Source organism: Alkalihalophilus pseudofirmus, assembly GCF_029094545.1.
In the GTDB taxonomy this organism is placed as follows: domain Bacteria; phylum Bacillota; class Bacilli; order Bacillales; family Bacillaceae_D; genus Alkalihalophilus; species Alkalihalophilus pseudofirmus.
Window position 1 is genome coordinate 3,791,856 of sequence record NZ_CP117835.1, and the last position, 15,707, is coordinate 3,807,562.

A 15,707-nucleotide genomic window follows, 5' to 3' on the forward strand; every position below is an offset into this window, starting at 1 on the left:
GTTGAAAATCTAGACACTCATACTTTTTTTATTTATCTCTTGGTATTAATGTACTAATATTAAATGAGCATTGCATATATTTGTAGTAATTTCTTACCAATCACTTATTAGGAGGATACAATATGAAGGATTATAAACTTTATTTTTTGCTTGTAATGTTCTGTGGTGTTTTGTTATTACATTTTTTGCTCCCGCCAATACTCATCATTCTTCAATTTACTGTAATATTTATTGCTATTACTATAATGGTATTTTTACGTACGGGCATAAATTTTTTATTAGTCTTAACTTTAATTTTGACATATGGGTTTAGCCTTACTGGTTACTCTATGATTAATCAAATATTTGATAAAGGTCAATATGAACTTATCCTTGCTCACATAATGTTTACTTCATCTTTGCTTATAATATGGCTAATTGTTCATGAGGTTAAATCTTTACTTATTGAAAATAAAGAACTCCTTATGAGATTAAAACTCTTGGAAAAATATGACTTACAAACAAGTGCATTATCTTTTCCCGAGTTTAAGGAAAGAGGTCTTTTAATAGAGACAGGTATGAAACGAAGAAATGAAACAGGTCAACTATTGTATTTTCAAATGGAAGAATTTGTACCAATTACAGTGAGACAATCTCTTCATCAAGAATTCATTAGGAAGTGTTTAACTACTGTTAGAGCAGAATATGATTTAGTGACTTCCCCTTCTAACCTTGAAGTGTTGATTTTACTTCAAGGTACAGATGCAGCAGGTAAGGAAATAGTATTAAAACGGTTAATGCATAGCATGAAAGAGAATGTAAACTACATTGAAGTGCCCTTTTTACTAAAGTCAATAGAGGTAGGTAGTCTTGAAGATGGTTTAAATAAATTATTACCTTCAAAGGGGGCGTAAAATGAATAGTATACTAATAGCTATTATGATCTTTTTTTGGGTCTTACTTCTGTTTTATTCGTTACTAACAATTGCTGGTGTCTACTTTCGTATAAAGAAGGAAACTCATAATGAATTAAACTTCTACCCTTCTGTATCGATCTTAATACCTGCATTTAATGAAGAGATTGTTATAGAAGAAACTTTGTGTGCAATGAGCAAGCTCTCTTATCCAGGCGAATTAAATATTTATCTATTAGATGATAGTTCAACTGATAACACCGCAAAAATTGCTCAGGATTTCCAACAAACTTTTAGCCGCCTTCATTATATAAAGGTCCCACCCGGTGAGCCAAGAGGTAAGTCGCGCGTTTTAAATCATGGATTGTCCCTTATTAATTCTAAATATTTTCTAGTGTATGATGCTGATAATCAGCCAGAAATTGATGCTGTAAGACTTTTAGTAGAAAAAGCAGAAACTGTTGAGGGAGCTGTAGGATCAGTTGGTTATGTCAAAACTAAAAATGCAGACAAGAATCTATTGACCCGTATGATAGCATTAGAATTTCAAGTCTTTCAGCTCCTAATGCAATGTGGTAGATGGCAACTACTTAAACTAGGTTCACTTGCGGGTACTAATATGTTGCTAAATAAGGCTATTATCACTGAATTAGGTGGATATGATGAATATGCTTTAGCGGAGGATGCTGAATTGACTATTAGGTTAACCGCTAAAGGTTATCTGCTACCCGTAGTCCCGTTATCAAGAACCTGGGAGCAAGAGCCAGAAACAGTTAAGGCATTTATTAAGCAACGAACTAGATGGTTAATTGGAAATATATATTTACTCGAGAAGGTATTTTTATCTAAGGATTTTTGGAAGAACAAAGCCTTTCATCACGCTATACAACACCTAGTAGTATATCTATTTTTTGCTATTCTCTTAATCTTCTCTCACGTATTCTTGATAGGAAGTATATTTAATGTTTTTGAACCGAACTATGCAGCACCTGTATTAATGCTTTGGTTCATGAGCTATATAGTCTACACTTCTCAATTGGTAGGAGCTATAGTGATAGATCGTAACATAGGTCCTATAAACGTTATTGTAGCAATGATTATGTATTTTACTTATGCCCAACTATTTGTCATACTACTTGGTCGTAGTGCAGTAATGTATTTTTGGAAAAGGTTTATTAGAAAAGAAACGATTCAATGGGACAAAACAAATCGCTTTAAGAACAGAGCTGCTTGATCATGAAAAAAATGATATTAATTTTGATCACTATTTTTTTATTTCTAGTTTTTTTTGTATTATTACTGACATTTAATGCATCTAATAAGACCGGGTGGGGTAAAGACTATTTCTTAGATATTTTGACTGACCACTATCTTGAAGAGTCAGGTAAGATTCGATCTTATGGCACTAAAAAGAATACGGAATATTTATTAGAGTCAAATGGGTTATATATGAATTGGCTAAAATCACAAGAGCTTACAGAAGAAATATACAAACAAAAACAAACTATTTATCAATATTTTCTGGTAGAAAAAGGTGATGATGCTTTTTTAGCATGGAAGTTGGATGGGAATAAAGAAGCTAACGTTAATGCATGGATTGACGATAGGAGAATTATAGAAGTGTTAGGCCCAGATGATAATTTAACTCAGAAAATAAAAAGAAGTATTTTTAAACACCAAATTAAGGACAGCTATATTTCAGACTTTTATGATTGGGAGTTAAAGGTTAAAAGCTCCCGAGTTATTCTCAGTTATGGAACTAATATAGATATCTTCCCTCAATTGGACATGAAAGAACTGTATTATGAAATTTCCCACAATGACGAGGTTTTCTATCCTGAGCTTTATGATCTGTCTTCTCAATCATTCAGTGAAAATAAAGAGGTGCATATGGTTGATCAACTTTTAATCGCTATAGAGCTAGAGCAACTTCAACTTAATACTGACCCTTTTTGGAATTGGCTCGTTGCTGAGTGGAAGGAGCACAATATGATTTCTGGAAGGTACAACCGGAACACTTTAGTTGGTAATAAAATTGAATCAGGTGCTGTTTACGGTATCGCGAGTCTTTATGCAACTATAAGAAACGAAGCTTTTTATTCGCAACACTGGAAGCATAGAGGGGTTGACATTGTCTGGAAACCTGATGGAAATTATGAGGATGTTCACTTCTTCGATTTAATATGGAATGCTCCGTGAGAATTTAATCTAACCTGTGTAGAATATTTTTTCATCATCTTAGCTATTCTACATAGAAGACGTATAATAATACTATATATAGTATTGTTTTTTAATATATAATATTCTTAGAAGGCATTCACATCGTGAAAGGAGATACTGAATAGCAATGAACGACGAAACATACATGAATAAAGAAGTCGAGGAATTTAAGAGTATGTTAATAGAAAAAGAAGAATTAATAAAAGATCTCTCAGCACCTATTATCCCGTCAATCATTCCTAAAACAATCCTCGTTCCGCTAACAGGAGCTCTCACATATGAACGTTTTGCCACTATCCAGGAAATAATATTAACCCGCATTCCACACGAGAAGGCGGATTCGGTGATTATAGATTTTACGGCGATAAGTTATCGCGAAGTTGGGGATCTTGGAATGGAGCAGCTTGGCGAACGAATTACCCAGCTGAGAAATTCGATGCGTTTAATGGGCGTAGAGACGATCTTTACTGGATTTTCTTCTGCATTTGTTCAAGAGATCATCCGCTCAGGTATAGATACGAGCCAATTAGTTGTACATTCGACTTTCCGGACGGGTCTACAGTATTTGATGAAAAAGAAAGGTTTGGCGTTAGTAGAGGTTGGAGACAAATAAAATAGGATTAAAACAAATGGATCAATCCCTAGTACAGCCTCTTTAGTGAGAGGCTGCTTTTTTCTGTTAAATGGTTTCTGTTATTTAATTTCTTCTTCAAGTATAGAGACACCCAATTTCTCAAGAAGCGTAACTACTGCGGCATAACTCGTAATGTCACCTCGTGAGTATTCGCCTAAATGGTCGAGCAGCTCTTGGACAGAAATGTTTGTTTTCATAATCGGGTGCCTCCTCTTGGTGTAATTATCTTATTATAGTTCTATACCCTGGTATGGGTATTTTTACACCTAGTTTGGAGGGATTGCATCGAGGTATTTTCCAGTATTTGTTTATGTTTGCTAGAATAATTGAGGACTTCGCTGGAATCTATATGCGTTTACTAAGATTAGAGGTTAGTTTGCTAAGATTAGCTGGGAAGTTGCTAGAATAGCGAGCTGTCATGAGGTACTGCCGAGAAGATTTCCCAGTATTTTAATGCATTTGTTCGAATTATCCGGAATGTTGTTCGAATTATTAGCTGAGATGTTCGAAATAAATTGGGGTTTGTTCGAATTATGGATGATGTCATTCGAATTACCTCATTTTCATTCAGTCAATAACCTTTCACCATATAAATGAAGAGGTATCGACACGAGTCGATACCTTTTCTTATTAATGTTTATTCATTTCCCGCGAAATAATCGACAATTTTTTCGCTCCAGACAGTGTGTCCTTTTTTATTTGGGCGGAATTTTCCGTCTGGGAGTTCAACTAGATATTGACCAATTTCTTGGTCATTTGTTAATGGCCACGTATCCCAGTGATTAAGATACGGGAGGTCTTCTTCTTGTGCAAATCTCTCTAATGCGTCAACCTGCTCTTGATAGAATTCTGGTTTGTAGAGCGGGTGCGATGGCTGCAAGATCACATAAGAGCCGATTTGTGCATCGATGGCGCTCACGATCGATGATAGATTCATCATCGTTTTATCGAGCGGCACAGTTGAGTGGTCATTTAGTAAAAACGGCTCGAATACAATGATATCTGGGTTCATCGCTTCAATTTGCTGCAGGGCTTCACCTGCGTAGAACTCGCTTGTTGTCAGGTCTTTATAGCCTGAGAGATATTGAATATCAAATGTTTCCTCGCCGTATAATTCATTCAACTCTTCTTCAGCTAAGTCTGGCCATGATGGAATTTGAATCGTTTGACCATTTTCAAAGATTTCACCTTGTGCGTGGGCATCGGAGCCGATGACCGCGATTGAGATTGTTTGGTTGTTTTTATATTTTGCGATGATCTGGTCTTTTTTCTCTGCATATCTTGGATGATCAAGGGCTTCACCTAGTGATTCAGCCAACATCTCTTGCTGCTCAAGCTCTGTGTAGAAATAATCGATTGCGCCTGCTTCTACTTCTGTCAGCATATCATCGTGTTTGAACATATAGAGGGCCACAAGCAGCACACCTACTGCTGCGAGCGGCACGATTGATTTTAATAAATTCAACATATCCTCTCCACCTGCTTTCTTCTATCTATCTGTTATTCCGTGCTTCTTGCTTTCCATACGCCTGAGCGTCTTTTATCCGCGGCTCCGGTCACTTCTCCGTCTTCTCCAAATTTCGATAACACCTGTACGCCGCCATAGAACATATCTGAGTTATTAATTTTGACAAGATAGCCTTTATTGCGAAGATCTGAGACGATGGAATCCGGCATGTCTTCTTCGATAAAGATCTCATCATCTTCTACAATAAAGCGCGGCTGATCGAGCGCCTCCTGAATTGAGATGTCATCAAACATCGCGCTGATCATCACTTGTGTTAATATTTGCGGGATCCGTCTGCCGCCAGGGGTGCCGATTCCCATTACATCGTCACCGTCTTCACTTCTAACAATAGTCGGTGTGATAAAGCTTCTTGGGCTTTTTTGCGGCTCGTAGGCATTCGGTGACTTATCATTTGAGCTGAAATTGGCTAATTGATTATTTAAAAAGAAGCCTTCCACCATGTTGCCTGAACCGAAAAAGTTACTTAATGTATTTGTCGCTGAAACGACCATGCCGTCCTGGTCCATCACTACAAAATGAGTCGTGTTATTATGATTATTTTCATCAGCCGGTGTGTCGTTTACATCAAATGAAGCTGATAGCTCATCTGTTGAGATCTCTGATGCCATCTTGCTTGAATACTTCTCGCTTGCCAGTTTTTCAGTATCAACTTCCGTAAATTTCGGGTCGCTGATATTAGACAAGCGGTCATTGTATGCTTGCTTAGCCATCTCACCGAGCAGGTGAATATAGTCCGCTGATGTTTTATCAATCCGGTCGAGCTTGTACGCTTCGGCCATCTGCAGCATTTGAATCAGGGTGATCCCAGCTGTCGGCGGTCCTGCCGTGTACACGTCATAGCCGTAGAAGCTGCCTTTGGCGGCTTTCGTTTTCACAACTTCGTATTCTTCTAAGTCACGCTTTGAAACATCAGAGTAGTTATTTGCAATCTCCTCGGCAATATCGCCTTCATAAAAATCATTTAACCCGTATTCCTGCAGTCGTTTCAACGTTTCAGCCAGGTCCTCCTGCCTTAACGTCTCTCCTCCCTTAATTGCTTCATCATCAGGAAAAAAGTGACTCGCAGCATCCTGGTCAATTCGGTGCCTTGCGCCGTGAATTCTCTGGCTTAAATACGTATCGACTACAAACCCGCCTTCAGCAATGTCGATTGACGGTTCGAGCAAATCATATAAACTTTTCACCCCGTAATCGTGATGTACCTCATGCATTCCTTTTACAAGACCAGGTACACCGGTGCTGTTTTTCCTCCCATCTCTCGGGGCTGTTTCTCGGTAATCATAGACGACAGGCTCTGCGTCTGGTTTCGGCAGAACTAGCATCGTCCCGCCTCCGCCAAGTCCGGATCCATATGGCTCGGCAACGCCAAGCGCAAAGGATACAGCGACCGCAGCATCAACTGCATTGCCGCCTTGCTCAAGCACGCGCATCCCGACTTCGACGGCAACCGGATTGGATGAGCTCACGCCGTAGCCTTCTTTATGTTTCACTTGTTCCACCTCTTCATCAGGCAAGGATAAGTCGCCTGTTTCTTGTTCGCCGCCTCGGTCTCCTACAATTAAAAAAATCAAGATGATTAGGAGCAGCAGAATGAATAGAGTCGTTCATTTAATCTTCAAACAACCCCTCCTCTCTAGGGTGTAATTCGAACTATTTTTATCATCTTCTCTCAATTTATCTTGGTTTATACCGATCTTATTAGTACGTATAGACCACACAAATACTCATAGAAGGTGAACCTCTTGAAAGTACTTTTTTTCATTTTTATATATATCGCAAGTGTCAGTTTCGCTGCAGACACGCATGCCAGTTCAGGCACAAAGATTGATGCAGCAGGGATTCAGGTTGGTGATATTCTTTATTTTAAGCACACCGAAGCCACCTATATGGGCAACGGGCGCTTCATTAGTAAGAAAGGCCTTGTTGAAATTGATCTGGCTGATCCATTTTGGGCCGCTTCCTACATTGGAAGAAAACATCGTAGTTCTACAAGTACTGTTGCTGCGAATACAAAAACGACCGGTTCTACTCTTGCAAGCCGTGCCACTTCCTTAATCGGCACACCATATAATCAGCGCGGCGAGACACCGCGTGACGGGTTTTCTACCGGCAGCTTTGTTCATTACGTGTATAAAGATGTCACAGGCAGCCTGCTTTCTAAAATTCCGTTACGGCAAAAAGAAGCCGGCACTCCGATGAAGCGGTCTGAGCTTGCACCTGGCGACCTTGTTTTCTTTCAAGGGTCAAGCAGCGTGATAAGCGGCATCTATGTCGGCAACCAAGAATTTGTGATTGCTGCTTCTAACGGTGTCGCTAAACGTCATCTTGACCGTGACTCTTATTACGCCAACTCGTATGTTGGTGCTGTTCGCTACTCTCGTGATGAGCTTCGTCTCAGCCACCCGAGAAGGTATGAGAATCACGAGCATCCGGCAGTACGTGAGGCGATGAGGTATATCCATACCCCGTATGTGTTAACCGGCAATACACTCGCTGGTTTTGACTGCTCCTACTTAATTCAAATGGCCTTTGCCGACGGACTTGATGTCCACCTCCCAAGGATTACGTATAATCAGTGGGAAGTAGGCCCGACCGTCTTAGATGGCAAAATTGATTTTAAACGTCAGTCCCTTGATGATTTGATTCGTCCGGGTGATGCGATTTATTTCTCAAATACTTGGCAGCCCGGCATCTCTCATGTCGGCATTTATCTCGGCCAGAACTACATGGTTCACGCCTCAGGTGACGAGGGTGAGACGACAATCAGCTATATTGCCTCGTACTGGCAGGAGCGGATGACGGGTGTGAAGCGTTTTGATGATTTAACCCTTCGTCTTGATCATCCAGTCGTGCAAAAAGCGAGCGCTCTGCTTGGCACACCGTATGCTCTTAATGGCATGGATCCTGAAACTGGCTTTGATACAGGCAATCTCGTGCAGTACATTTACAAAGAAAGTGTCGGACTTGACCTGCCGCGCTTCGGTTCTCAGCAAATCCTCACTGGTGTTGAGGTGACTGAGCCTGAACGGGGAGACCTCCTCTTCTTCCAAGGAAGCTCGATCATTCCTGCTGTGTATGTTGGCAACGGACAAATGGTTGTGATGACTCAGCTGCAAGGTGCCACAATTATTGATTATAAGAAAAGCGACTACTGGGCGCCTCGTTATATCGGCGCAAGACGCGTTCTATAGTAATGTGACTCCGGCCAAATATGCGCCGGAGTCCTTTTTCTTATCTTGCATCATCCATACGGGCCAGCACATGACTGTGATCGACTTCAAAAATCAGGCGATCATCCTGTTGTTTGATGCTCTCTGTATTTTCCGTATCCTTTGTCAGCTGTCTGAAAATCTTGCCGCGGTGATAGAAGCTGAGCGCTCCTTCCACCGGCTTCGGCTGCGCTTCGTAAATACGGAATGGAACGAGCTCGACTTCAGCTGTCCCATCTTCTTTTAGGTTGTACTGCGCAATAGCCGTATCACGTGTGCGCGTCCAGCCTTGGTCAAAGACGAAGTTTCCGATTGAATACAAGATTAACGTGTCATTGTACACATCCACTGATTGCAGCACATGCGGATAGTGCCCGATCACAATATCAGCACCGGCATCAGCGAAAGCTTTCATTAACGTTTCCTGACGTGTTGTCGGTGAGCTGTCATACTCCTGTCCGGCATGAACATGCACAACCACTAGATCAGCTTGGCTTCGTGCCTCGCGAATTAACGGCAGTGCCTCGTTTGGGTCCGTTGTTAAGACAGCTGCTGCATTTGACGGCGCGACAACATCGGTTACCCCGACTGTTGCGACTTCAAGCCCGTTATGTTTTGTATATGACACGCCTTGGGCCGCGTCATAATCCGTTGCGACTCCAACTGCTTCCACATCAGATTCATCGATTGCTTCTAATGTTTCTTTCGTTTGCGGCGAATCAATTTCAAATGAATGATTGTTTGCTAGATTGACGACAGAAAAGTCCGCGTCTTCTAGCGTTTTGATTGCCTCTTTATCAGCCACTAAGCTTGAAATCTCTTCTTCACTTAACGGCTTTGAGCTTTCTTCATCGAGCACTGGACTTGTTAAGTTCCCTGTCACATAGTCGGCTGCTTCAAAGTATGGCTTTGTATAAGCAAACATATGATCATAGCCATGTCGTTCGGCTACTTTTTCAACATGCCGGCCAAACATAATGTCACCCACAAGCGAGGCCGTAAAGACTGAATCGTCTTCTTTGGCCACAGTCGGCACGTCAGCCTGGCGAATGAAGCTGGTACTCGCTAAAATGATAAAACATATGATGAATGCGATGATGGAATGTTTTTTAGCATGCACTTTATGCTTCTTCGTGCTCATTAACACTTTTTCCGGGAAGGTCAGTTTACGTTTTTGACTCATGGTTATCCCTCCCTACAGTAAGTAAAACAGCGAAATAATCGCAAATGTGATCCCGCTTAGTGCGAGTGTACTTAATACAGTCGGCGTCACACCTTGTTTTTGAATAGTGTTTGCAATTAATCCGGGCACGATGACGCCGAGACCCCTAAACTCATGGATCTCAAAGGGCATGACCGGATAGAAGAAGTCGAAGACGAGTTTCAACACAATCCCCGTCGTAAGCATTGCCGCGAACTTTCTGCGGCCATATAAAATCGTTATTTTTGAAATTCCGTACACAACAATTAAGTAGGTTAAAAAACTAATTGCAAAAATCATGATTAAAAATACTGGCTGGTCAAATACAAGCGCCAAATACCCAGGCACAATCAGCCCTGCCGGCATGATGCCGGTTTTCTCGGCATAGACCAAGCTCAGTACGACACCAATTACGAGTGCCACATATAAATCAGTACCAAACACCTTAGCTCCTCCTCGTCTAACTCGCTAATCTCTTCACTTTATATTGATTTAATTTCTCGATTAATGGCTCGGCTGCCCCGTGAATGTTTCCTACGCCATAAATCGTCGTTGATGCCATTACATCGTATAAGTAGTCGGCAATCTCATCAGTAGATGCCCCTTCGAAATTAACAATCTCATTTGCTGGAATCAATCCATCTTCAAATGCATCGACAATCGGCGATACACTCTCCCCGATTACAACGAGCTTGTCCATCTCTATATGAGGCAGTACGTCCCGGGCAAACTGTTCAGTCCGCTCAACGCGGTCCTCACGGCAGTTCATAATAATGACCGGCTGCTTTGTCGGATAGCCTAACAGCTCCACACGCTTCCAAATGTTTATTGTCGATGCCGCATCGTTTGCTGCGAATCCATTTACAAAATACGATGTCTGATTTGAATGGTCATCCATCGGAATAATCCGCATCGCACCAGGGTCTGGGTGGGCATTTAACATGCCGCGGAAAGCTGTTTCTTCATCTATGCCAAGCGCTTCTGCAACAGCAAGAGCAAGTGAGGCATTTTCCGGGAACACCATGTATTCAAACTGCTTTAAAAAAGCCTCTGAAATTCTTGAGTTGTCTGCGACGATGACTTTCGTATTACGTTTTTCCGCAATTTCCTTATAGTAGTCCGTGTACGGGCTCTCCGTAATAATGAGATGTCCGTTATAAGGAATCGTTGCAACAAAGGCTTGCGCCACTTCATCTAGTGTCGGTCCCATCACATCCATGTGATCTTCAAGCACATTAACAATGACACCGATGTTTGCTTGTACCATTTCTTCTTGGAACGTGATCTGATAGTCCGGGTTAACGGCCATGCATTCACTAACAAGAACTTCGGCATCAAGATCTGCTGCTTCTTTTACTACGATCCGCTGCTCGCGGATATTCGGCCCCTCAAGACGACGCTTGATCGGCTTCTCTTCTTTCTTGTTCCAGTAAATCATTCGTGCTGATGTACCGGTTGTCTTTCCAATTGTTCTTTTGCCCGTCTCTGTGATCACTCCTGTTACTAGGCGCGTGACGGTTGATTTTCCTCTGATTCCATTAATGTTGACGCGTACGGGAATGGAGTCGATGTTTCGTTTGTGAATAATCTTCTCTCTAATTCCAAGCACCAAAATAAAAATGACAAAAATGGAGATCGGTATAAAAGCCATTTCATATACCTCTTTTCTGTTTTTTTTAACCATCGCAGGACATTTAGTGGTGCAATAGGCACCGCGTCCCCGAAAGCTCACAAATTTGAAATATTCATGAACAATGGCTTGCCATAGCACATTATAATCAAACGACTGCCCTTTTGGCTGTACGTCGTTCGAGCTGAATAAAAGTAGAACATCCGGCTTATAAATCAGGCTGCCACTTTCGTACATTAAAGCGATATATGAGAAGATGGTTACATATTTACTTAGCGAGTTAGTAGGACATAGATACCCTTTCCACATTAAAGACTGTAGGTATGCGGTTTATTCGCGGTCAAGTCAGATTTGTTGACATTTTTTCATATTCACGTACTATGCGACCAATGCGGGACCTATAGTTTTTGAGGTTGGGAGAATGTGGAGAATTAAAGCGGATTCGATAAGGATGGAATGGTGTTTTTCCAAAATATTACTGTTCCTTTAGGTGTAAGCGGGGCATTTGGAGGAGGGAGCGGGTGCGGATGGCGGGTGTATTTCCAATATTTTGCTGCATTTGTTCGAAATAAGTGGAAAGTTGTTTGAATTAATGATGGGTTTGTTCAAATTATCGGGATGCTTATTCGAATAATTGGGATTTTTGGTCGAATTATGGCTTGAGCAGATGACTTTTTCCAATATTTTGCTGCATTTGCTAGAATGACTCCTCCATTTGCTAAGATAATCTCCTACAATGCTGAAACCCAACAAAAAAAGTGCGCCGCAGCGCACTTTTCTTATTTCTGACCTCGCTTATCACTCGGATGGAGCACTCTTACTTGCTCTGGCTCCGCCGGATCAAAGACAAATTCAAATTTTCCGCCTCGATCTGGCGTAAATGTTAACTCACCTGTCGATTCTCTTCCGTTTATTACATATTCAAACGTCACAGTCTGCTTATTTTTTAAATGGATGCCTGACGAGCGCCACACACCTGCTGCTTCGTCATAAGATAAGGCGATGTCCTCTGCATGTACGCCACGCAGCGCAACATGCTCAATGACCTCTTCTTCCTTAACCACTTGATAGACAGCAAATGAATTCGCTCCTATTGTCAGCTCATCCGCTAACACTCTCTCACCTGTTACTAGATTCTCCAATTCAAGTTCTTCATCCAACGCTAGCACAGCTTCTGCTCCTTTATTGACAGCAACAATCAAACGCTCGTCCTCATTGCTGCGCTCAAATAGAAGAGCATCGCGTGTTGCAGCATGCGCATGAAAGTCCCCTGTGCGAAGGGCTGAGTGGGTTTGACGGAGCTCGATTATTTCTTGGTAATGACTGAGCAGTTCCTGGTCCTGTTTTTCTTCATCCCAAATCATGAACTCGCGATACCAGCGGTCTTTCCAGTCATTAAATTCATTATGGTTCGCACTTTGCGAGAGACCGACTTCTGTTCCGTAATAAATAACTGGTGAGCCCGGCAGCATAAATTGCGTAAATGATGCCAGCTTCAGCTTGTCTGTGTTATTGCCTGCTTCATATAAGAAGCGCGGTAAGTCATGATTATCTAGGAATGTCGTCATAATATATTCCGGGTGATACACAGCTTCATTTTCCTCGACATAGTTCACGACAGACTGCATTGAACCGTCAAAAGCAAATGTTCCTTTAAACGTATCGTGGAAGCCGAAGTCCAGTGAACCGTCAAGTTTTCCAGCATAGCTCGAAATTTTCTCGCGGCTGTCCCATACCTCGCCGAACACATACATGTCAGGATCAATTGATTTTACTTTATCGCGGAAATCGACCCAGAAGCTGTAGCTCGGACCTTTTGCATAATCAAGGCGCAAGCCGTCAAATTCAAGCTCTTCTAACCAAAATGGAACGACCTCATTTAACATATAATCACGTGCTTCCGGATGGTCGTTATTAAATTGCGGCAGCTCTTCAATCCCGTAAAATGTCTCATAAGTGCCGTCCTCATAGAACGTATACCAATCGTAATACGGGCTGTCCTCCCCATTTTTAAGCGCATCTTGGAAAAATGGATGCTTGCTTGATGTGTGATTCGGAACAAAATCATAGATCACTTTCATATCACGATCATGCGCCTCATCAATTAATTCTTTTAATACCTTAAGTGTGCCGAAATTCGGATCAACGCCCATAAAGTCTGTCGGGTGATAGCCGTGCGAATACGGACCTTCAAATACCGGCGACAGCCAAATCGTATCCACACCAAGCTCTTCAATGTAATCAAGCTTTGCAAGTACGCCTTCAAGGTCACCGCCCATCCAGTCTTTTAATGCTTCTTCCAGCGGCAGACTTGGATCTACCCCGAAATTATTATCTGTATTGCCATCAAAAAAGCGATCGACAAAAATATGATAAATGACGGCATCCTTCGCCCAGTCTGGTGAACTGTAATTCTCAACATAGTAAGCAAACTCGGTTGCTTCCACGCTTGTTAAGCTGTTTGTATCGGCAAATTGAGATCCAATGCCCTCAGCTGCCCACACATCGACAACATATTTTACCGGCGTGCCGTCTGCTTGCTTAGGGATCACCCCTTTTAAAGTCGAACGCTGCAAGTGATCGTCTGATTTTGTTTCGAATACCTCTAATGGAGAGAACTCGCCAGAACTTGCTTCCCCGCGTGCGCCAGCTGGAGTGCTTCCGTCTGTAGTAAAGTAGATTCCGCCCTCATCAATCGGGCCGTAATGCTCCACCTTTATTGTAATCTCAACATCATTACTAGGAGATGGGATGAACGGGTTGTGGTTAAAATTATGCGAGACATTTTTAGCGACAGGAAGGCCTGTCCATTCTGTTACCGTGTCGAATACAATCGTTCCTTCTTCCGTAAACGTTGCGGTGCGGTTGGCATCAATAACTTCACGGTACTTCGAATCACCTAGCCCGTAGCGGTATTCGATCTCCTCGCCCGCATGGCCGTTTAACGTAACAGTGAACACCTCACCTTCCCGCTCTAGTGAAGTCACGCTGTAATTGAAGCTGTTATTGCTCGTTGCGACTGTTGGTACGGCCCAACCGGGTGTATCTTCTGGCACCGTTAAATGAAGCGTAATCGCCCCGTCATACTCAGTTGCCGGCCTTACGTCAACTTTACGCTGATCGCCAGGGTCAAAATAAAATTCATATTCGCCTGTCTGCGGCACCTGGAATCGTAAATTGTCACCAGGGAGCCACTCGTTATTCATGACAAATTTATACTCAAACTGAATTCCGCCGGAAAGTGTGACAGGTTCACTCTTCCATAAGCCTTCGGACTCATCAAATGTGAGCGGGTTGTTCTCCCCGTCCCAGCGCAGCGGTGATTCCCCGCGCAGAACGACTTTATCGTATACTTGGTCGCCTGCAGCCTCCGCTTTGTTCGTTTGTGCAAACGGTTGCACAAACAGAGATAATAAAAGGCTTAATACCATTATTAAGACTAAACTCTTTTTCATCTTATTCTCCCCTCTTTTTCTCGGATTTTAGCATTTCTGAAAACGCTTACTAGTTTTCATTGTAGTATGGTTTTATTTATTAATGCAATAATTTTCCGAAAAATAGGCAATCGGTTGCACAAGAGGAGATAAGGAGTTGTCGAAGAATAGGAGCGGAATAGGTCTTTTTTATTTACAGAAGAGGAAACACTACTCGCCGTAGAGCTTCCCCTCCATTTCCGCGCGAACAAAACAGAGCCTGCTTTCTTCGCTTTCTTTTAACAAGCCTTCTTTACGGAGCTTGGTTAACGTACGATTGACGGTCTCCCTTGTCGTGCCGATCATTTTGGCTAGCTGCTGGTTAGTGTAATCGGATTTGATCACTGTTGTATCGTCTTTTGCAACCTCACCATTGGTATCTCCGAGGCGGATAATCAATTTAATAATTTGCTCGTATGTATTGTTGACGATTTGCGCTTCAAGACGGTCTTGCAAGTCAACAATCTTCTCACCTAGCACATGGAACACTTGGATGCACAGTTCTGGATTTTTACGGAGAATGTCTTCAAAATCATTTATCGGAATCACGACAAGCTGGGCACGGTCGATCACCTGAGCATAGGCAGGATAACCGCCTTTTCTAAAGAAACCGACATGAGGAAACATCTCGCCTTCTCGTAAGATCGCTACAATTTGCTCGCGGCCGCGGTTATCGGCCTTATATATTTTGATGCGGCCGCTGTAAATGAAATACACATTTTCAATCTGTTCATCCTGCATAAAAATATGGCTGCCCCGTCCCCACTCGCGATATATTGATATATTAACAATCTGATCGAGCGCCGTATCGTCGAGTCGTTTAAACAGCGGAAAATGAGTTAATAACTCTTTAATCGTATCCGTATTTAGCATGAAGGTCCCTCCTATTACCTGTTAGATTTCACCAGTTAGTCACATC

Annotated in this window: 13 protein-coding genes; 5 read left to right on the plus strand and 8 right to left on the minus strand. The window is 42.1% G+C overall.

The window, feature by feature from the left end:
• Positions 1-122 precede the first annotated feature (122 nt).
• The 4 genes from PQ478_RS19785 to PQ478_RS19800 all read left to right on the plus strand — a co-directional run bounded on the left by PQ478_RS19785 (position 123) and on the right by PQ478_RS19800 (position 3,726).
• Positions 123-893, plus strand: a complete 771-nt coding sequence (locus tag PQ478_RS19785) for a hypothetical protein (RefSeq protein ID WP_289235326.1) — start codon at positions 123-125, stop codon at positions 891-893.
• Position 894: 1 nt separating this feature from the next.
• Positions 895-2,127: a glycosyltransferase family 2 protein gene (locus tag PQ478_RS19790; RefSeq protein ID WP_289235327.1), complete on the plus strand. Its 1,233-nt coding sequence runs from the start codon at positions 895-897 to the stop codon at positions 2,125-2,127.
• A gap of 2 nt (positions 2,128-2,129) precedes the next feature.
• Positions 2,130-3,092, plus strand: a complete 963-nt coding sequence (locus tag PQ478_RS19795) for a hypothetical protein (protein WP_289235328.1) — start codon at positions 2,130-2,132, stop codon at positions 3,090-3,092.
• A gap of 148 nt (positions 3,093-3,240) precedes the next feature.
• Positions 3,241-3,726, plus strand: coding sequence for an STAS domain-containing protein (locus PQ478_RS19800; RefSeq protein ID WP_289235329.1), 486 nt, complete (start codon positions 3,241-3,243; stop codon positions 3,724-3,726).
• A gap of 80 nt (positions 3,727-3,806) precedes the next feature.
• On the opposite strand, the gene PQ478_RS19805 is transcribed toward PQ478_RS19800, so the two are convergent.
• From PQ478_RS19805 to ggt, 3 genes are all read right to left on the minus strand, one after another.
• Positions 3,807-3,944, minus strand: coding sequence for a hypothetical protein (locus tag PQ478_RS19805; protein ID WP_289235330.1), 138 nt, complete (start codon positions 3,942-3,944; stop codon positions 3,807-3,809).
• Positions 3,945-4,384: 440 nt separating this feature from the next.
• Positions 4,385-5,215 (minus strand): SGNH/GDSL hydrolase family protein, encoded by an 831-nt coding sequence (locus PQ478_RS19810; protein ID WP_289235331.1) that lies wholly within the window; start codon positions 5,213-5,215, stop codon positions 4,385-4,387.
• Positions 5,216-5,247: 32 nt separating this feature from the next.
• Complete coding sequence (ggt, locus tag PQ478_RS19815; protein ID WP_289235332.1) at positions 5,248-6,846, minus strand: gamma-glutamyltransferase; 1,599 nt, start codon at positions 6,844-6,846, stop codon at positions 5,248-5,250.
• Positions 6,847-7,017: 171 nt separating this feature from the next.
• Here ggt and PQ478_RS19820 point away from each other — a divergent pair, with 171 nt between their 5' ends.
• Positions 7,018-8,466 (plus strand): C40 family peptidase, encoded by a 1,449-nt coding sequence (locus tag PQ478_RS19820; RefSeq protein ID WP_289235333.1) that lies wholly within the window; start codon positions 7,018-7,020, stop codon positions 8,464-8,466.
• A gap of 40 nt (positions 8,467-8,506) precedes the next feature.
• Here PQ478_RS19820 and PQ478_RS19825 read toward each other — a convergent pair whose 3' ends face one another.
• The 5 genes from PQ478_RS19825 to PQ478_RS19845 form a co-directional block, all read right to left on the minus strand.
• A complete protein-coding gene (locus tag PQ478_RS19825; protein WP_075681973.1) occupies positions 8,507-9,667 on the minus strand; it encodes a CapA family protein in 1,161 nt (386 codons plus the stop codon).
• Positions 9,668-9,679: 12 nt separating this feature from the next.
• The gene (gene pgsC / locus PQ478_RS19830; RefSeq protein WP_022629318.1) at positions 9,680-10,129 is read right to left on the minus strand and encodes a poly-gamma-glutamate biosynthesis protein PgsC; all 450 of its coding nucleotides are present in this window, start codon (positions 10,127-10,129) and stop codon (positions 9,680-9,682) included.
• A 16-nt stretch (positions 10,130-10,145) separates the two neighbouring features.
• Complete coding sequence (pgsB, locus tag PQ478_RS19835) at positions 10,146-11,336, minus strand: poly-gamma-glutamate synthase PgsB (RefSeq protein ID WP_289235334.1); 1,191 nt, start codon at positions 11,334-11,336, stop codon at positions 10,146-10,148.
• Between the two features lie 758 nt (positions 11,337-12,094).
• Positions 12,095-14,770, minus strand: a complete 2,676-nt coding sequence (locus PQ478_RS19840; RefSeq protein WP_289235335.1) for an alpha-amylase family glycosyl hydrolase — start codon at positions 14,768-14,770, stop codon at positions 12,095-12,097.
• A gap of 189 nt (positions 14,771-14,959) precedes the next feature.
• Complete coding sequence (locus tag PQ478_RS19845; RefSeq protein WP_289235336.1) at positions 14,960-15,661, minus strand: Crp/Fnr family transcriptional regulator; 702 nt, start codon at positions 15,659-15,661, stop codon at positions 14,960-14,962.
• Between the last annotated feature and the right edge of the window lie 46 nt (positions 15,662-15,707).

Bases quoted from the DNA above. Each gene is read 5' to 3' on its own strand.
- pgsB (WP_289235334.1), bottom strand. From the start codon at position 11,336: ATGGCTTTTATACCGATCTCCATTTTTGTCATTTTTATTTTGGTGCTT.
- PQ478_RS19810 (WP_289235331.1), bottom strand. From the start codon at position 5,215: ATGTTGAATTTATTAAAATCAATCGTGCCGCTCGCAGCAGTAGGTGTG.
- PQ478_RS19840 (WP_289235335.1), bottom strand. From the start codon at position 14,770: ATGAAAAAGAGTTTAGTCTTAATAATGGTATTAAGCCTTTTATTATCT.
- PQ478_RS19845 (WP_289235336.1), bottom strand. From the start codon at position 15,661: ATGCTAAATACGGATACGATTAAAGAGTTATTAACTCATTTTCCGCTG.
- PQ478_RS19800 (WP_289235329.1), top strand. From the start codon at position 3,241: ATGAACGACGAAACATACATGAATAAAGAAGTCGAGGAATTTAAGAGT.
- PQ478_RS19795 (WP_289235328.1), top strand. From the start codon at position 2,130: ATGAAAAAAATGATATTAATTTTGATCACTATTTTTTTATTTCTAGTT.
- PQ478_RS19825 (WP_075681973.1), bottom strand. From the start codon at position 9,667: ATGAGTCAAAAACGTAAACTGACCTTCCCGGAAAAAGTGTTAATGAGC.
- PQ478_RS19785 (WP_289235326.1), top strand. From the start codon at position 123: ATGAAGGATTATAAACTTTATTTTTTGCTTGTAATGTTCTGTGGTGTT.
- PQ478_RS19805 (WP_289235330.1), bottom strand. From the start codon at position 3,944: ATGAAAACAAACATTTCTGTCCAAGAGCTGCTCGACCATTTAGGCGAA.
- PQ478_RS19790 (WP_289235327.1), top strand. From the start codon at position 895: ATGAATAGTATACTAATAGCTATTATGATCTTTTTTTGGGTCTTACTT.